Annotated in this window: 2 protein-coding genes; both read right to left on the reverse strand. The window is 67.5% G+C overall.

Annotation, left to right across the window (positions count from 1 at the left end):
* Positions 1 to 15: 15 nt before the first annotated feature.
* On the reverse strand, positions 16 to 2,025 hold the full coding sequence (locus OS124_RS0105780) for a calcium-binding protein (protein ID WP_138919438.1): 2,010 nt from the start codon (positions 2,023 to 2,025) through the stop codon (positions 16 to 18).
* Positions 1,970 to 20,389, reverse strand: coding sequence for a hypothetical protein (locus OS124_RS23815; protein ID WP_237708081.1), 18,420 nt, complete (start codon positions 20,387 to 20,389; stop codon positions 1,970 to 1,972). The genes OS124_RS0105780 and OS124_RS23815 overlap by 56 nt, the downstream gene beginning before the upstream one ends.
* Between the last annotated feature and the right edge of the window lie 48 nt (positions 20,390 to 20,437).

Genomic DNA, 20,437 nt, shown 5'->3' on the forward strand with positions numbered 1-20,437 from the left:
GGTAGGTGAAGCCGGTCATTCCGGGCACGACCTCGCCGGGGTGTCGAAGGTGGCCAGCAGGGTGGCCAGGTCGGCGTCCTCGCCCACCTCGTCTTCCGACAGCACAAGGTCGACGCGCATCCCGGCCAGCATCTGGCTGACCGAGGGCACCGCCGTCGCCGTGCCGAGCGGATCGCTGCCCGGCACCACCTCGACCTCGGTCTTCCCGGACGAGAAGTTCACCCCCATCGTGATCTGCGCCAGCAGGTCGATGTCGCGCACGGCGGGCGTCAGGAAGGAGGTCACGACCTCCTTGTCCGGCTCCGAGGAATTCGGATCGGGGCGCATCCGCACCCGGGCGAATTCGCCAGCCACGATATCCTCGGCGATGTTGAGGTCGAAGGTATCGTTGCCGATCCCGCCCAGCATCACGTCACGGCCTTCACCGCCGATCAGCGTGTCTGGGCCGCCGACCTCGATCTCGGTGGATTCGAAGGTGATCTCGTAGGTGTTGTCGACCGGGTCGACATGGATCAGCCCGCCATCCCCGGCCATGAAGTCGTTGCCTGCGCCGCCGTCGAGGTAATCCGACCCGGCGCCGCCGATCTGGATGTCGCGCCCGGTGCCGCCATAGAAGGTGTCATCGCCACCGGTGGCGAACTGGTTGTTCTCGGCACGGTAGAATGCGCCGGTGGTATCCGCCTGGATCACCCCCGCATCGCCGATGGCGATGTTGAGGCCGCCTTCCGAAGTGACGGTGTCGTCGCCCTCGCCCAGCAGGACCCAGTCGTCGCCCTCGCCGGTCCAGACCTGGTCGTCGCCGCCGAAAGCCGGATCCTCGATCACGCTGGCGAAGATGTTGCGCACCCCGTCCTCGTAATCCAGTTCCGCCATGTCGCCGGCGATCACGTCATCGCCGCCCGCGGTGCGGATGGTGTCGTCACCGAAGCCCCCGAACGCCACCACGTCGCCGTCGCCAGCGGTAATGCTGTCGTTGCCGCCGACCTCGCTGTTGGCGGTCTCGACCCGGGTCAGCGCCCCGGCCGAGGTCGCCCGGATACGCCCGTTGTCGCCCAGCACCACGGCCCCGCCCGGCCCAAGCGCGACCGTATCGGCTCCCTGCCCGGCGATGACCCAGTTGTTGCCCTGGCCCGCCTCGATCAGATCGCCCGCCCCTGCCGAGGGCAGATCGTTCAGCGCATTGAAGTCGGTGCGCGCACCGCTGGTGTAATCAAGTTCCGCGAAGTCACCGGCAATCACGTGATCACCCGAGCCGACCCGGATGGTGTCGCTGTCGCGGCCCCCGAAGACCACAGCATCGCCAAAGCCCATGTCGATCTCGTCGGTGCCGCCAAGGGCGTGTTCGAAGCTCTCGACGCGGATCATGGCAAGGCCGTCGCTCTGCTGGATGCGCCCGCTGTCGCCCAGCACCACGCCGCCGCCGTCGCCGGTGGTCACATCGTCTCCGCCCTCGCCTGCGATGATCCAGGTGCGGCCGTCTCCGGTCTCGATCAGGTCATCGCCGCCCACCGACGGAGTATTGGTCAGCGCGGTGAAATCGGTACGGATGCCATTGGTGAAGTCCAGCTCCGCCAGGTCGCCGGCAATCGAGTGATCGCCATTGCCAAGCCGGATCTCGTCGCCATCGCGCCCGCCCATCACGACCATGTCGCCCGAGCCCGCGTCGATGCTGTCCTCGCCGCCGACCGTCGAGTTGGTCGTCTCGATCCGCGTGAACGCCAGGCCCGAGGTCTGCTGGATCCGCCCGTTGTCACCGAGGACAACGCCGCCGCCATGGCCGAGGTCGATGTCGTCCCCGCCCTGGCCGCCGATCACCCAGTTGAGGCCGTCTCCAGCGTCAATCGTGTCATCGCCACCCGCGTCGGGGACGTCGTTAAGCCCGTTGAAGTCGGTCTGCACACCGGCGGTGAAGTCGAGTTCCGCGATGTCACCGGCAATCGTATGATCGCCTACGCCCAGCTTGATCCAGTCACCATCGCGGCCACCCCATGACCACCATGTCGCCCGAGCCGAAGTCGATGTCATCGGCGCCACCGACGAGGCTGTCGGTGGTTTCGATGCGGATATAGGCGCCGAGCGCGGTCTGCGCGATGCGGCCGTTGTCGCCCAGCACCACGCCGCCGCCGTTGGCGCCGGTGATCGTGTCGCCGCCCTGGCCGCCGATGACCCATTTCACCCCGTCGCCGAGGGTGATCTGGTCGGCCCCTCCGGCCTCAGGCGCGCTGTCGGAACTGTCGGCCACGGCGGGCAGGATGCCGTCGTGCACGGTCAGCGATCCCGCGTCGCCCAGCACCACGTCGGCGCCGGTGCCGGAGGAGATCGTGTCTCCGCCCGCGCCCGCGATGATCCAGTCTTCGCCCGAGCCGGTGGTGATCTCGTCCGCACCGCCCTCGTCGTCGCGCACCGAGGACACGCGGGCGATGGAGCGGGTGTCGAAGGCGCGGTTCACCCCGTCGAGCTGCTCGATCACGCCGAAGTCGGCGAGGATGATCGACTGGCCCAGCGAGGTGATCACGTCATCGCCCGCCGCGGCCAGCGCGTCGCCGGTCTGGGCGTCATAGCCATCGGCGCTGGTATCCTGCTGGGAGACCACGGAAATCAGCTGGTCCTGCAGGTCGTTGCGCAGGCTCAGGTCGATGTTCAGACCGTTGTCGCCGTAGATGTGATCCCGGCCCGAGAGCCCGGCGATGGTGTCATTTCCCGAGCCGCCCAGCAGGTGGTCGTCGTAATTCGAGCCGGTGATGCTGTCATCGCCGACGCCGCCGTAGATGATCACCGTGCCCATGGCCGCCGAGGCGTCGATACTGTCGTTGCCCCCGGCAATGAAGGCGCGGCCAGAGCCGTTGATCGCCCCGGTATAGGTCGAGTAGCGATCACCGCTCTGGGTGGTGTCGCCGAAGATCGCCAGCACGCGGTCCTCGCCGCCCGCCAGGGCCTCGCCCGAGGCGGGTGCGGTGACGGTGATCGTGTCGGACCCGCCGCCACCATGAATGGCGGTGATCGCCCCCGCGGCGGTGCTGTCGATGGCCAGCGTGTCGTCGCCCTGGCCCAGCATCAGCTCGACCACCTCGAACTCGGCATAGGTGATGCCCGCGTCATAGGTGACATAGCTGGGCGCGGCCACGGTGCCCTCGTTCAGCACGAGGTCGGTCGCGACCATGCCGAAGCCGGTCAGGCGGGTTTCCGTCAGCGTGCCGCTCTGGTTGGTGAGTGCGCCTGCGTTGAAGAACAGCAGCGTGTCGGTCTTGGTGTCCTCGTCGACGGGCGAGGAGACCTCGGGCAGGGGCTCGTCGGTTTCGGTGGGCAGCTTCAGGCCCTGTTCCAGCGCCCGGTCGGTGCCCGGCCCGATGCCGCCGTAGACATAGAGCGGGCCGCGGATGCCGGTCAGCACCTGCTCCTGTGCCTCGACGGCGACGGTGGGTTGGCCCTCGGCGGGGGGCACATCGGCCTTGGTGAGGGTGATCGTGACCGGCTGGTCCCAGTTGTCGGCTGTGAAGGTCACCTTGCCGTCGACAAAGCGCGGGTCGGTCGAACTGGGCAGGGTCAGCCCGTCGGACAGGATCGAAACCACCACATCGGCCGTCGGCGCCTTCGACAGGACCATCGTGTAGCTGTCCGTCGCCCCTTCCGAGACGATGGTGCTGCCATTGGTCTGCGTGATGATCACCGAGCCCTTGTCGTTGTCGGCCACGGTGACGTCGATCTCGGTCTGCTCGACCGCGAGGAAGGCCGAGGCCGGGTCGGTCGAGCTGACCTCAAGCGCCAGGGTGTGGCGCTCGGTATTCTCTTCACCGCTGTCGTCCATGGCGGTGACGATGATCGTCTTGACGTCCGACCAGTCGGCATCGGTGAAGGTCACCGAGGCGATGTCCAGTTCAAGATCGCTGCCCGCGAAGGTCGGGGTGACGGTGATCGTCTCGCCCGGCTCGGGGGCGCGCGACAGGCGGATCTGCAGCGCATAGCCGGTGCCGCCCTCGACAAGGTCGACCTCCGAGGGGTTGCCCTCGACCAGCACCATGGCCTTGTCGTCGTCGTAGACGGTGACTTCGGCATTGGCGATCTTCGGCGTCGAGGTCAGGCCCGTGCCGGTGGCCGCGTGGCTGATCACAACGTCGCGGGTGCCCTCGGCGGCGCCGTCCTGCGGCGCCTTGACGTAGACGGTCACCCATTCATTGGCATTGGTGAACTCGATCACCTGGGCCGAGGCGTAATCCCCCGTCGCCGAGGTCGCCACCAGTGCCGAAAGCGCCGGGTCGATATCGGTCAGCTCGCGGTCCTCGGTCGAGGAGCGCGCCGCCGAGACGGTCAGGTAGACGGTGCCCGCCACGGCCTCGGTCATGCGGATGCGGTAGCTGCCCCAGGTGCCGCCCTCGTCCAGCACCGCAAGGCCCGAGGTATCGACCTCGAACAGCCCGCTTTCGGCAGAGGCGACATTCAGGCGCAGCCCGTCGACGAAGATCTGGTTGAAGGCCGGATCAGCCGACAGGACGGAGTGGTTGATGACCGAGGAGGTGCCCTCGACCTCCTGGCTGACGATCTCGTTGGTGACATCGCCCGCGACCGAGATGGTGTCCGAGCCGAGGCCGCCGATCACCGTCACCACCATGCCTTCGGCTGTGGAGAGCACGTAGAAGGTGTCATCGCCCTCGAGCCCGTCCACTTCGGCCTTCTCGACACCCGCGAAGGAGATGTTGAGACCGGCGCCGTAGATGCCGCCCTCGGTGATCAGGAAGCTGTCGTCGGCCTCGGTGCCCAGCACGACGATGGTATCAGTGCCCGCGCCGCCATCGATAGAGAGGGGGGCGTTGATGTTGTAGAGCACCTTGTCATCCCCGGCGCCGCCGAAGACCTCGGTATCGCCGCCGCCCGCGGTCAGCGCGCTGTCGGCCTTCAGCACGAAGGCGCGGACCACGAAGGTGTCATTGCCGCTTTCGCCGAAGAGCTTGGTCAGGGCCTTGTTGGAATAGACGTTGAAGGTGTCGTGCCCGGTGCCGCCGAAGATCACCATTGCCTGGCTGTTGCCCGGGGTCAGGAAACCCTGGGTGGTTTCCACGGTGTCGATCTCGTCGCCGATCGCGACATGGGGCGCCTGGCGGTCGGCGCCGAAGAGCTGGCCGATCTGGAAGGTATCGTCGCCTGCGCCACCATCGAGGGTGAACAGGGTGCCGGTATCGTCCGAGGCGATGTAGTCGTCGCCGTCCAGGGTGTTGATGCGGATCCGGCCGTTGATCGAGGGCGTGTAGTTGATGCGCTCGACATCTTCGGTGATCGCGCCCTCGGCGTCGGTGTTGAGCAGGGCGACGAAATTGGCGCGCACCAGTACCGTATCGGCAGTGTCACGGCCGTTGATCGTCAGGATATCGGCACCGTCGCTGTCGCCGCCGCTGTCGACGAAGTCCAGTACGTAGCTGCGCGCTGCGTCGGGGCGGTTGACGATGAACTCATCCGCCGCGCCCTCGCCGTCGATCAGGAGGCTGTCGGCGGCATCGCGGGCATTCAGCGAGGTCAGGGTGAAGAGGTCCTCGCCACCGCCCAGCTTGACCGTCACATCGCCGTCGATGCGGGTCGGTTGCAGCAGCACGCTGTCCTCGTCACCGTAGGTGGTCAGCGTGATGGTCGCCGCATCCCAGGTGCCGAAGGCTTCGATCGCGGCACCCTCGCCGTCGCTGGCGAAGCGGCTGCCGTCGCCTTCCAGGGCCAGCAGGCCGGTCACGGTGACCTCGCTTTCCAGGCTGAAGGACAGGCTGTCGCCCGCCCGCAGCGTGGCGTTCGAGGCCGAGAGGCTGGCCGCGCCGGTCAGCACCAGCGCGGTTTCCGCGTTGATTTCAAGCGTCGCGGCGGTGACCTTGGCATCGCTGCCAGTCAGTTCCAGCTGCGCGTCCGATCCCAGCGTCAGGCTCTGGCCCGTGGCGTCTACTTCCTTCGACAGGGTCATGGCGCCCGCCGAGGTGATCACCCCGGTGCCCGCCAGGTCGATGGCGAGGCCGTCGAAATAGGCGCTGTCGATCAGCAGGGTGTTCAGCTCGTGCAGCCAGGCGCCGCCCGAGGTGGTCTGAAGCGCCAGCCGGGTCACGTCGGTGACAAGCGCGCTGGACGCGGTGCCGACGGACTCCGCCTGGAGACGGGCATAGGTGGTCACGATAGTGGCGGCGGAATCCGAGCGGGCGTTGGTGATCGCCCCGGCGACCGAGAGGGTCACCAGCTCTTGCGAGGTGAGGCGCATCAGCGGCAGCGCCCCGGCGGAGGTGATCCAGATGGTGTTGACAGCCTCGGCGCTCAGGTGCCCGCCACTGCCGGTGATCAGCAGGTCGAAGGGCAGTGCCTGGGTGCCGATGTAGCTGAAGCGGCTGTCCAGCACGATGACATTGCCCGACAGGGTCGAGCCCTCGGCGCCGGAAATCGCCTGGCGCACCGCGATATCGGCGGTGCCCGTGACGGCGAGGTCCTCGCCCGCCTCCAGCTCGAACTGGTCGTAGTCCGACAGGTAGAGGTTGCCGCCGACGGTGCCGAAGATGCCGCCCGAGAGGTCGATCTCGATCCGGTTGCCGGTCGAGCCGACATTGCCGGTGACGTCCAGCTCGACGGTGACGGCGTTGAGATCCAGCGAGGGATCGGCGTCGTCCCCGGCGGCATCGGTCAGGTTGCCGCCGACGGTCAGCTTGGCGTTGCCCAGCACGTCGATGTCGCCGATCCTGAGGTCAGCCGGGGTCTTCAGGTCGAGGCTGCCGCCGATCAGGGCGCGGGTCACGGTCAGATCGCCGCCCTTCTGCTCGATGAAGGCATCCTGGCCGGTCTGCAGCATCAGCGTCGAGCCATCGGTGATATTGACCCGGAAGAAGCTGTCCGAGGTGCCGATCGAGCCATCCGCGACAAGGCTGACGTAGTCCGAGGCCGTCGCCGCGTAGCCGCCCGAGGCGACATCGTAGAGAGAGCCGGTCGAGACGATCCGCAGGAAGCCGCCCGCGTTGGCGCCCTTGACGTTCAGGGTCGCGCCGTCGTGGCCGATCCCGGCGAGGCCGGAGGAATTCATCGTCAGCAGCAGCGCCGCCGAGGCGGTGAGCGCGCGCAGGTTCACATCGGCGAAGGGTCGGGCCGAGACGCGCTGGACACTCCAGAGGTCGGCCATGATGTCGCCGTTCGTGACATTCACGAAGGCCGGATCCTCGGCGAAGCTCTTGGTCGAGGTGATCTCGGACCAGCCGGCGCCCGGGGCATCCCAGTTCACCGACTGCACGGCAACGCCGGCCGTGCTGCCCGAGGTGTTGCGGAACAGGCGATAGGTCGGGGCCGGGTCGCTTTCGCCCGCCACCGGCCACGAGTTCCAGACCGCGATCACCTCGCCATCGGCGACCGACAGCGTCTGAGCCGCATCATAGTCGGTGAAGATCACCGTCAGCCTGGTCCAGTTGCCGGTATCCGCCGCCAGGCCACCCTGCTCGGGCTGAGCGGTCAGCGTCGCGTCGCCGCCGGTACGGATGTAGAGGTCATAGACCACGTCGACGATATCCTGGGCCTGCAGCGAACGGCGCAGGTTTTCCTGGGCCAGCTTCTCGGCGGGCGAGAGGCTGTCGAGATCCAGGGTGAAGTCGATCTGAACGGGTTCGGTCAGCGTGCCGATCTGCCCCTGCCCGTCGGCCGAGCCGGAGGCGGTCAGGATCACCTCTTCGGCGATGATATTGGCGTTCTCGGCCGCCGCCCCTGCCCCGCCGGTGACGGCGCTGATCTCGAGCAGCGGATAGAGCTCCAGCGCGACGGAGGAGGACAGCGTGCTGTCGATGGTGCCGTATTGGCTCTGCGCCGCGTCGATGGCCGCCTCACGGGCCGAGCCTTCGAGGAAGAGGCTCTCGACGTAGGTGCCCTTCTGCTCGCGCGCCTTGTTGGCCTCGTGCAGGTCCTCGTAGAGATAGGTCAGCTCGGCCTCGAAGGCGGCCTTCTCGGCAGCGGTGTCAAAGCCCGGGATCGCCGCGTCGTAGTCGCTGGCGCGGCTGCCGACGGCACCGCCCTCGGCCATGTCCTCGGCGGCCGAGAGATAGGCCCCCTCGCTGTCCTTGGCCCCTTCGGAAGTGGTCGCGGCGCGGACGTAGTCGATATAGCCGGTCAGCACCGCATGGTCGAAGGACCAGACGGCGTTGTGGATGTCCTCGAAGCGCGCGGTGGCAGCGTCGATGGCAGCCTGCTGGTCGGTCGCGTTCAGCAGGGCCCAGGCGGCGGCACCGCCGGCCTCGGCCTCGAGGTAGGTCTGGAAACTGGCCAGCTCGGTCAGCTCGGTCTTGCTGGCGGCGTCGCCGTGGATCTGCTCGACGTAGTCACGCAGGTCGCTGTCGGTGCCGGTGGCATAGCTGGCCAGCAGCTGGTGCACGGTGCCGTAGCGGGCGTTGATCTGCGCCCCGGCCAGTTGCGCCAGCTGGCTGGCGACCTCGGCCTTGAAGCTGGACATCTCGGACAGCTCGACGGTCTCGCCGTCGACCCAGATCACCGCGTAGTAGTTGGCGTAAAGCTCGGTGTCGAAGAAGGGCTTGTCGTAATACTGCTGATGCAGGGTGTTGTAGGTGTCGAAGATGATCTGCTCGGCTTCGGCCGTGTCGATATCGGGATCCGAGGCGGCCAGCGAGGCCACCAGATCGTCGTAGGTCGACAGCGCGGTCAGGTCCGACGACACGGCCCCCGCGCCCAGTTCCTCGCGGATGTTGGTCCAGTATTCGACGTAATCGGCATAGTCGGCGCGCAGGGCGGCATCCAGCTGGAAGCCGATCACCGTGCGGTTGCCGTCGGTCAGGCCGAGGCGGGCCTTGTAGGCTTCGAGCCGCGCGGCGGTGATCGCGCCATCGGTTTCGAAGTTGTAGTCGTAGATCGAGCCTGCCGCGGCGGTGATCTGCACCGCGCCACTCAGCGAGCCGACCGAGATCGGCCCCAGCTCATCCGGGCGGATGAAGTCGGTACGGATGTACTTCGGCTGCACCAGATGCAGGTCACCGGCGATTTCGGTGATGTTCATGCCCAGCCCGGCCGAGGCGGCAAAGCCGCCGTCGGTGTCGGTATGGTCGGTGTCGATCCCCACGGCCTGCGCGGCGGTGCCGATCAGACCCGAGGAGGACTGCAGCTCGACCCGGTCGCCGGCGATGACGGAGCCGGACGAGGCATAGATGCCCTGCGGCGCACGGATCACCACGTCGCCGCCGGTCGAGATCACGTTGGTGATCCTGGCGACGCCGCGGTCGTTGCTGTCCGAGCCGACGGTGATCTTGATGTCGCCGGTGGCGCGGATGTCGAGCACGCGGGCGTCATCGGGCGCCTCGCTGTCGCCGGCGCTCCAGGCGGGGGCATCGGCGGTGACGAAGTTGACCAGCGTCAGCGTGACCGAGCCGTCGGTATCCACTGATTGCAGGTAGCCCGAGACCGAGACCCCGTCCTCGGCGGTGATCGAGCCACCGTTGACCCCGACCGCCCCGCCCGGCAGGGCAAACTGCGGGTTGAGGAAGACCTTCGCCTCGGGCGCGGTCTTGATGTCGCCCGCGATCACCACGTCACCGACGCTTTCGATGCGCACTTCGGGCGTGGCGTTCAGGTTGGCGAATTCGATCGAGATCTGGTGATCGGCAAGGATCGCGACATCCCAGTACTTCTTCAGGCCTTCGACCGTCGTCGTCTCGTTGTAGACGGTCTTCTTCTTCATGTAGCCGCCACCCTCGGTCCATTTCCGGGTGGTCTGGTCGAAGTTCTTGAAGGTCGAGAGATATTCACCGGTGTCGCGGTCACTCTCGGTGAAGGTCGGGGAGGTCGTGACCTCGAAGGCATCCGCATAGGCGGCCTTCATGGAGTTGTCGCTCTCGAAGAGATCGGACAGTTCGATCTGCAGCGTATCGGCGACGTTGTACCTGTAGTAGGTCCCGTCGGGCCCGCGTACCACGTCGTCGAAGACCAGTTCGACGTCGTAATTGGCGACGTTCTTGTAGCGCACCAGCACATCCGGGTATTCGCCCGCGCTGGCCGAGGGCGTTTGCGTCCAGCCGCCCAGGGCGATCAGGTCAGCATAACTCGACAGAGCCTGGCTTTCCAGCAGCGGCGCATCGTCCAGCGTCTCGGTGTTCTTGGACAGCAGGGTTCCGCCGCCGGCGTCGAAGTTGAAGAACAGGTTGAAGGTCTTCTCGTAGCGGGTCTCGATGGTCTGTTCCACCGTTCGCTGCCCTTGCGAGTAGATGTAATAGGTGCCCTCGACCGGCGCATAGCTGCCGGTGTCGTTGGACGACAGCGTGCCCAGCTCGACGAACTCGACGCCCTGGAAGTTGCCCTCGCCGTCGCGCGAGATCAGGCCGTAGCTTTCGGTGCGGGTGACGCTGCCCGCGCTCTCGGTATAGGTCGTGCGCCGCGCCACGCTGTCGGCATGATCGCCCGTCTGCAGGGTGTCGGTGATCTGGATCACGCCCTTGCGGTCGGTCGAGGTGTCGATCTCGTTGACGATCAGCTTGTAGCCGGAATTGTTGCGGATCGAGACATTGGCATAGCCCGAGGCCACCACGATGCGGCCACCGCCGGTCGAGATGACGTTGCCGGTGATTTCCACCCGGCCGCCCGAGAAGACCATGTCGTCGAGAATGAAGGCCTGTTCGGCGGAATCCCACCGCCCCGTCACGGGCACCGCGGTGCCGTTGATCTCGCCGAAGGTGACGCCGTTGATGGCCTGCCCGTCCTCGCCCGAAAGCGAGGTGTCGTAGGTCGGGGCGACGAAGTTCTCGTCGATGGTGATCGAGGCCTCGGTGACGCCCGACTGGATCAGCCCGTTGACGTTCACATAGGTCGCGACGATCGAGATCATGCCGTTGGCCACCACGGCAGAGCTGGCCGCGGTCGCGGCGATGGCGGCGTCGATGGTCGCCTTCACGTCGGTGTTGTGGGTGTCCGAGACGTAGTCGGTGACCTTGGTGTTCTTGGTGCTGCCGGCCGGTTCGACATTGCCGACAAAGCCCGAGATGCCGTTGTAGAGCGCCGGGTTCGAGCCGACGTGATACCAGTCGGTGGTGATGGTGAAATCACCCCCCGCCGAGATGTTCACCGTCTGGCCCGAGATCTGGCCGGTGATGCGGATCGCGGCGGTGTCGTTGTTCAGCGTGACATTGCCCAGCTCGTTCACCACCGAGCCGAGGACATAGAGATCCGGCGGCAGGGTCGGCACGGTCTGCGGCTGGTCGAAGTTGCCGAGGCTGTATTGTTCGTCGAAGTAGTCCTGGATCGCGGTGATATAGCCGTACTCGCCCCGGTTCATCGCCGCGACCGAGACGGTGATCGTCGCCGTCGGCTCGGTGCCGTCATCGGCACCGGTCAGCTTGACGTCGTTGACGTAGATATTGCCCGGATAGAACTCGGTGTAATCGCCTGTGTATTCCGAGTAGCGCGCCACCTTGGTGTTGTCGATGATCACGTCGCCCACGCGATGCATCAGCATCATGTTGGAGTAGACCTTGATCTCGACATCCTTGTGGGCCTTCAGCACCGGATCGCCGCCGCTGGTCAGGCCCGAGAAGGCCGAGGCGCCGTCATCGCTCTCGATGAAGATCGAGCCCGGCGCGGCGGTGATGTCGGGGATGGTGATGAACAGGGTTTCCAGCGTCTCCTCGACGACGCCGCCGGTCTCGTCCGGCGGGGTCAGGCCGAGCTGCTGCATCTGGGTGGCGATCTGTTCCAGCTGGGCCTGGTAGCGGACCAGGGCCTCCTCGTTGGTGTCGTATTCCGACATCAGCTGCTGGATCTTCTGGTACTGCGAGGCCAGCAGGGTCGCCAGGCGCCCGACCGAGACGGTGGGCGCGTTGATCGCCGTGGGACGCACCACGATGATCTGTTCCTCAAGCGCGTCGCGCATGAAGCCACCGGCATCGCTCTGGTAGGCGGCATCGATCTGCTGCGCACTGGGCGAAGAGATGCGCTGCCACAGCGCGGTGTTGGTGTAGTCGGCGGTGTTCATGTTCAGCGCGACGACGCCGCCGCTTTCGGCGCCGATGAAGCGGTAGTAGCCGCCGCTGGCGCCGGTCGCCCCGGCAGTGATCGAGGCGGCGGTCAGCTGCACCACGTCGCCGTAGAACAGATCCATGGACAGCTCGGCGCTGTCCCAGAAGCCGATGGTGTAATCCTGGGTCAGGTCCAGCCCCAGGGCGGTCTTCTCGGCATTGGTCAGGCTGCGCTCGGCGTCACCGCCGGACAGCATGCCGGGGTTCTTCGCCTGGAAGTCGGCGGCATCGTAGACCAGGTAGTGCGACTGGAAGTTGACGCCCGCACGCACCTGCGCGGTCTCGGCGATATCGACGGTGTTCGAGGTGCTCTGGCTGCCCTGGTTGGCGACACCGTAGCCATAGGGTGGCACGGCCAACACCAGCACCAGGCCGTCGTAGCCGAAGCTGCTGAGCCCGTCCTCGGCCTCGATGAAGACATTGCCCGCCGAAAGAAGCTGAGAGCTGCCGGTGATCGACACGTCGCTCTTGAGGTCGGTGGTGTTGGTCTGCACCGCCACGCCCAGCGACACCCCAAGCGAGACCAGCGACCCGTTCGCCGCAGTGCGCGAGACCATGGTGTTGACGGTGCCATTGGCCTTGCCCGCGGTCAGGGCCAGGCGGTTGGCCTGGATCACCGAGTCGTTCACGTTGATCGTGGTGTCCGAGAAGGTCTTGGCGGTGACGGAGATGCCGAGGTTGGCCGAGAGGTAGCCCGCCTGGAAGATCGCCGCGTCGGCGGTGTTGCGCATGTAGGCGCGGGTCTCGACGGTGACCTCGCCCGAGAAGTTCTCGATCGAGGCGCCGTCCATCGAGACATCGGTCTCGGCGCGGATGATCTGGCTGCTGGTGGCGACCGCAGCTCCGGCCACGCCGGAGACCGCATGCACCTCGATGGCATCGGCGACCGAATGGTCGGAGAGCGCGCGCAGCGTGACCGAGCCGGGATCGGCATAGGAGCCGACGCCGACGATACGGGTCTTGCCCAGGTCGACCTGGCTGACCGACTTGTCGCTGTCGGTGCCGATATCGGCCACCGTGCCCAGGTAGGACAGGCCCACCAGGTTGCCGGCGCCGGTGGTGACGTTGTTTTCCACCTTCTTGCCGCCGCCGTCGGTGTCGACGATGCCTTCCTTGTAGAGCTTGTTGTAGCTCTGCACCTGCACGGAGCGGGCGATGATCAGCGTGCGGTCGTCCGCCGCGCCGGTGCCCTGGGTGAAGCGCACCGTGGCATCGCCCGTCGAGGTCAGCAGCAGCGACGCCCCCGAGCCCGAGGCCACGGCGATCGAATAGGCATCCGCGGCACCGTCGACCTCGCGGTCGGCACGGGCGGCGATCGAGACCGCCTCGGCGGTCAGGCTGGTGCCATCGTCGATCCGCACATCGGCGGTCGCCGCATCGGTCACGGTGGTCTCGGCGCCGGTGCCGACATAGCCGCCGCCGCCCCCGGCGGTGGTGGTGGCCCAGATGTCCGAGATCAGCTCGGCCTTCAGGCTGATGGTTTCGGCCTGCAGCGCGCTGCCGTTGATGACCATCAGCTGGCTGTCGTAATCGTAGCCGGTGCCGCCGCTGGCCTTGGCGAAGGAGGTGCCGAGGGCCCCGATCCCCGCCGCCACGCCGGTATTGGACGAACGCAGGTACATGTCGTAGGAGGCCAGGCCGGTGATCTGGTTGCCCGCCACCAAATTGGCGTTGTCGATGATCGCCTGCACCTGTCCCTCGGCCAGGGCGCGGCCCACGTTGACCACCGCCGCGACGGCGCCGATGCTGACGCCGGTGGCGCCGACCTTGGTGATATCCACATCCGAACGCGACCACAGGGCGATGTCCTGCGCGGTCACCTTGGCATTGCGGATCGCCGTGCGCACGGTCGAGCCGTGGCGGCTTTCCAGCACGGCAGCGCCGATGGCCAGGCCGACGGCCGAGGCCGCGACGGTGACATTGTCGATGTTCGAGGACATCTCGACGGTCTCGGTCGCGCGCACCTCGACGGTGCCGCTGCGCGCCTCGACCTGGCGCTGGTCGCTGTCCAGGTCGATTTCGGCCAGCACCTCGTTCGAGGTATCAAGGAAGATGTTCAGCCCGCCGCCCGCCGCCGTGAAGCCGCCGCCCGCCAGCGTCACGCCGACGCCGTTCAGGTCATTGGCGATGGAGGTCGCGGCAGCATGGACGGTGACGTTCCCGCCCGCCTCGACCATCGTGTCGCTGCCCACGCCGCCCAGCACCTGGGCGCGCGAGGCATTGCCGATATCGACGTTCAGCAGCGAGACCGAGATCGACACCGCCGTGGCGCCGACCGAGGTCGCGGTGCCCACCATCGTATTGCCCTCGACCCCGTCCACGGTGTCGTCGACCGTGGTGCTGGAGGTGGTCTGAAGGGTGATCGAGCCCCCCGCGATCAGGTAGCTGTCCTCGGCGATGGCCTCGACGGTGGAATGGTTTGTCACGTTGATGCCCAGCCCCGCGACGGCGACGCCGCCGCCGATGCCGATGGCCAGCGCCACAGAGGCGGCGGCGACCCGCAGGTGGTGCTCTTCCGTGGCCGAGGCCGACAGCGTCAGGTCATCGGCGGCATCGAGGTAGCTGCCGGTGGCATAGACGCGGGTGACCTGGGCACGGTCGGCCTCGCTGTCGCCGCCGACCTGGCTCTTGGATATCGAGATCCCGATGGAGCCCGCGCCCGCGACGATGCCGGCGCTGGCCGCGACGGCAGCCGAGGTCACGGCCGAGGTCGAGTGGGTGGTCGAGGTGGCGACAAAGCTCATGTCGCCGATGGTCTCGTCGCCGTCGCTGGTACCGCTGGTGCGGATCCGTGCATCGGTGATGACGATCTCCGAGGTATTCTTGATCACGTTGGTGGAATTGGCCCCCGCGCCCGACAGGGCGAGGCCGCCGAAGATGCCGCCCCCCGCCGCGACCGAGGCGGCAACGGAATAGGCCTTGGCCGTGGCGTCATTGGTGGCCGTGGCCGAGATCCGGCCCTGGGCGGTATCCGCACCGTCTCCGTCGCTGTCTACACCGGCCTGGATCATCGGCGCCGAGGTCAGGGCATTGTCGGTGATCAGGATCTGCGCCGAGGTCTTGAGGTCATTGCGCGCGATGGCCGCGCCGATGGAGATCGCGACCCCCACCCCGATCGGGGCCACGGCGGCCGCCAGCGCCGCGCCGACCGCCGTGGCGGTGGACGAGGAGGTGTCGGAGGCGATCAGGGTCAGCGTCTCGGTTTCGAGGAACTTCGAGCTATCGCCATAAGCGGCGGTGCGTTCGATCTCCACCAGGGTGGCGGTGTAGATCTCGTTGTTGACCCCCGCACCCGCGCCCGAGGCGGCGCCGGCGGCGAAGCTGTCGACACCGACGGCGACCGAGTTCGCATTGCCGAGCGCGGTGATGGTCGCGCTGTTGGTGGCGCTGATGGTGCTGGCGCCGGTCATCGACAGGCCCGCGTCGCGGATCCGCGCGGTGACGTCGAAGGCATCGTCCGAGGTGCCGATGCGGTTCGACACATGGGTCGCCCCGATCGAGACGCCAAGCCCGCCGCCGCTGCCCGCGACGCCGATGGCCACGGCGACCGAGACGACGGAGGCGGTGATCACCGCCTCGTTCACGGCGCTGACCAGCAGGCTGCCCGCCGTGCCCGCGTTGACATCGGTGATCTCGGCCAGAGTCGATCCGGTGATCTTGTTGAAGGCGAAGGCCCCCGCCCCGGCGATGGCCACGCCGACCGCGCTGGAGCCCGCGACCGACACCGAGGCCGAAACGGCAATCGCCTCGATTTCAAGCTTGCGACCGCCCGAGCTGGTCCTGGCCTCGACCGAGAGCGCGTTTTCCACGTCCAGAAGGCCTGTGCCGGTCAGCCCGGTGATCCGGGCCACGGTATCGGCCTCCATCTCGTTGCGGGCCACCGCCACGGCGATCGAGACCGCCACGGCGCTGCCGCCGGCGACCGAGACGGCCACGGCAGCCGAGCCGACGCCCGAGTAGATATCCGCAAGGTTCAGCGCGGTGACCGAGACGCTGTCGGCCGCCAGCTTGTGGCTGCTCGTGCTGCCCGAAACCTCCGCCAGCACCTCGGCCTGTCCGAGGTTGGCAGCGCCTGCACCGGCGCCTGCACCGGCCAGGCCGAAGCCCCCGGTCGCGGCCACGGCCACAGAGGCGGCGACCACATGGGCGTCGATGTCGATCTCGCTCTTGGCGGCAATGGAGACGTCTCCGCCCAGGGTCAGGATGCTGTCGGTAACCCGCGCCGCGACGATGAAGCCATGATCCGAGGGCAGGCCGCTGACCGCGCTGTCGGGCGCATCGGTCTGGTTGATCGCCACGGCGACGCCCAGGGCGACACCGCCGCCCGCGCCACCACCGGCCGCCACGGCCACCGCGAGGCCGACGACAACCGCCGTGATATCGGCATCCGAATAGGCATCCAGCGACATGTCGTCGACGCCCGAGACACTGGCACCATCGACCAGCGCATAGGTCGCGCCCTTGATCGTGTTGCCCGATCCCGCGCCGCCACCGGCAAAGCCGACCGGCCCGGTGGTGCCCGCCACCGCCGCAGCAAGCGAGACCGAGGTGATGCGGGTCGAGTTCTCGACGTCGAGGAAGAGGTTGTTGATGCCCGCAGCGCCGCCCGTGCCGGTCACATTGGCGCCAAGCCGCGCGCCGGTCACCGAGGTGATGATGTTCGAGGCCGCCGAGAAGCCGACGGCGCCGGCGCCCAAGGTGCCGCCGATGGCGGCAGCCGCGCCGAAGGCGACCGAGGTGATGCCCGCGTCGTTCGAGGCGGTGACGCCCAGGTCGGCCTGGTTGGCCAGGGTGATCGTCGCCGCGCCGATGCTGGCCTCGACATCGCTGTCGATCTCGGCCAGGGCGACGCTGCCCGCCACCGCGATGGCCACCGCAGAACCCATGCCGATGGCCGCCGCCGCGCCGACGGAGACGGTGACGATGCCGCTGGCATCATCCGCCGTCACCTGCAGGCCCTTGGTCTGGCCGGTGGTCGCATCGGCAATGTCGGTCGAGGACGAGGTCAGGGTGATCACCGCGCTGTCGCCGATGGCGGCGGTGATGTCGCGCTCGATATAGGTCGAGGCGAGGTTGAAGCCGACGCCGACCATCTTCGAGCCGCCAACCGCGGCGGTGATGTTCACCGACTGCGATTTCAGGTCATCCCGGTCGATATCGGTCTGGCTGAAGACATCATCGGCCAGCCCCGCCACCGCATCGTCGAGGAAGCCGTAGTCGTCGCCTCCGCCCACGGGCGCACGGGCCCCGGCGGCCACGGTCATGTGGCCCGAGGCATTGATGGTGGTCGCCCCGGTGATCTTGGAGGTGATCGAGCGGCGGTTGTCGATGACGCCGAAGGCCAGGCCCACGCCGCCATTGCCGAGCGAGATGCCGACCGCGCCGGCGATGTTGGTGATATAGCTGCTGTCGGTGGCCGTGGCGGTCAGGTCGCCCACGGTCCAGGTCCCCGAGGACGCGATCTCGACCTTGACGTCGCCCGCCAGGGTCGAGGTGGCGACCGAGCCGCCGACCGAGATGCCGCCCGAGCCCGCGCCGCCGAGCGCCACGGTGACCAGCCCCTGCTCGGAGCGTGCGATCAGGCTGGTCGCACCGGTGGCCTCGATCACGCCGTCGATCTTCACCGTCAGCGGCGTGTCGATCAGGTTCAGCGCGATCCCCGCGCCCCCTGCCCCGCCGCCCGAGCCGGTCAGCGCCAGGCCGAAGCCGCCGCCGACGGCGACATAGGTGCCCTCGTCGTAGGCTTCGGCGCGCAGGGTGCCGCCCGCGGTCAGCGTCGAGGTCCCGTCGACCAGGACCTTGGCGCCGAGGAAGCTGCGGTTCGCCGCCGCGCTGCCCGCCAGGGCGACCTTCTTCGAGACCGCCGCGCCGACCGCGACGGCGACCATGTCCATGTCGTTGCCCGCCAGCAGCACCATCGGCGTGGTGCCGGTGGTCAGGGTCGAGCCCGAGATCAGAACCTCGGTGCCGCGCGTCTCGTCATCGTCGTTCTTGGCGCTGGTGACGATGTTCACCGCCACCGCGATGCCAACCGCGGCATTGCCCGCCGAGAGCGCCGCGCCGCCGGCGCCGACACCCAGCCAGGAGGTTTCCAGCGCCGAGATGGTCAGCCCGCCGGAATTGCCGACCTTGATGTCCGAGTTGGTCACCTCGGCCACGGTCGACGAGGAATAGTGGTTCAGCGCCACCATGCCCACGCCCGCCCCGCCAGCGGAATCCGACGAGCCGGCGATGCCGAAGGCCACCGCATCCAGCACGATGTCGTTCAGCGCCGAGAGGGTGAAGCCATCCGCCGACACGCCCGTCGCATGGCCGACGTATTCGGCCAGCACAGTCACGAGGCTTTCCACGACAGAGAAGCCAAGCGCCACGCCGACGCCGGTCTTGCCGCCGTAAGCCGCTGCGCCCGCAACGGAAATCCAGTCGGCGGTGTTCTTGGCGGTGATCTCGACCTCGGGCGTGCCGGCCAGGGTGACCTGGTGGCTGGAGGTGCCCGAAAGGCCGGCTTCGATCTCGGTCCGGTTGACCGCGACGGTCAGCGAGCCGGTGACGGCGGTGCCCCGGTTGCCGGTCGCCACGGCGACGCCGGCGGCAAAGAGGTAGTAGCCGGACTCGTCCAGCGCGCTCAGCGTCAGCTTGTCCAGCGCCAGGGTGAATTCATTGCTGGCGGTGGTGATCTTCGACGAGATGTTCTTCTCGCTGTTCACCACGGTCACGGCGCCCGAGACACCGACGGTGGATTGCCCGGACGAGGTGGTCGAGACAGCGCCCGCGCCCGCGATCAGCACCTTGGTTGACTGATCCTTGGCCGAAAGGCTCAGCTCGCCCGCCTCGAAGCTGGCAAGGTCCGAGACCGTGGCATGGACGTTGACGGTTTCCTGCAGCGCGGTGGCCGAGCCCGAGACCGCGACGCCGCCCTTGCTGGAGGCCGAGGCCCCCGAGGCCCCGGACGAGGCGATGCCCGAGAGCGACCCGCTGGAGCTGGCCAGAGAGCTCGTGTCGGTCGAGCCGCCGGTGTCAGCCTGGTCGGTCGGCGGCGGATCCGAGGCCACGGCGGCCGCCACGGCGCCGAGCAGGATCACCCCCTTGGAGGCCGCATCGAAGCTGGCATTGCCGGTGATGTCGAAGGTGCCGCCGCTGCCGTCGCCGGCCACCTGCGCGCGCGCGGTGCGATCCGACAGCACGGTCACGCCCGAGAGGCCGACCGAGGTGCCGTCGGATACGGAGACCCCGCCCGCGAAGGCGAAGAGAGAGACGATCTCGGTCGCGTTGACCGTCAGGTCTCCGGACAGGGTGATCGTGCTGCCGGCGCCGATCTCGGCCCGGGCGGTGGTGTCGATGGAATAGTGGTTCCAGGCGCCGTTGATCGACAGCTTTCCGCCCTTGCCGCCTGCGGCCACGACCGAGACGCCCAGATGATGGGTGCCCGCCGTGACGTTCATGTCGTCGGCCTTCAGCCAGATATCCCCGACCTCGGCAATGGCGCCGGTCTGTTCCAGGTTGATGCCGATCGAGCCGCCGATGGCGGTCTCTGTCTCGCCCTCGCCAAGGGGGTTCTGGACGACCTTGCTGTCCTTGAAGCTTTTCTTGACGCCCGAGTAATGCGCCTTGATCGCGCCGCCAAAACCCTTGTCCTTGTAGCTGGCGGGGTTCGAGTAGTTCATCCCGAAGGGGGCGATATTGCCGACGCCGATGATGTTCTGGTCGGTGGCGCTGGCGCTGACATCGAGGCTGGCACCATCGGTGGCCGCCGCCGCGTCCGTGCCATCGGTAGTGATCACCACCTTGGCGCCGTCATGCACCCTGGCATAGGCGTTGTAATTGGTGTCGAGGTAATGCCCGGCCAGCGCGATGGAGGCTTTCTCGCCCCGCGCGAAGCTCTGCTCCCAGATGTTGAAGAGCTTGGTCACCAGCCCGAAGTTGTCGTCGAGGTAGGTGGCCAGTTCGCCGATGAAGCCGATCACGTAGCTGGACCAGTCGACCGCTTCCCAGTCGGCCGGCTCTCCGGCGAAATCCTCGGTCGCCAGGTCGACCTTCAGCTTGGTGGTCTTGGCCTTGTAATAGGTGCCGTCGTCGTCCTTGACGATATCCCCGGCGGAAATGTCCACTTCGCCGTCGGCGGGGGTGTAATCGGGATCGCTGAAGGCCTCGATCAGCGGCGAGATCAGCGTGGTCAGCCAGGTGGCGGTCGGGTCGAAGGAGTTCTCCGACGCCGCGTTGACCGTCACCGTGTCCTGGGCGCGCAGGGTGGTGCCGCTCTCGATCTCGGCATTGGCGGTGATGTTCATCACCGCGACGTTGACCGCCAGCGTGGCGCCATATTCCGAGGACTCGAGGTCGTTGCCCTCGTCGTCCTTGCCCTCGTTCGAGGCGAAGGCGAAGGCCGCCATGGTCGGGCGCACCGAGGCGGTGCCGTAGATATCGGCCGATCCGCCGAT

This window comes from Oceanicola sp. S124, from assembly GCF_000220565.1.
Lineage (GTDB): Bacteria > Pseudomonadota > Alphaproteobacteria > Rhodobacterales > Rhodobacteraceae > Pseudooceanicola.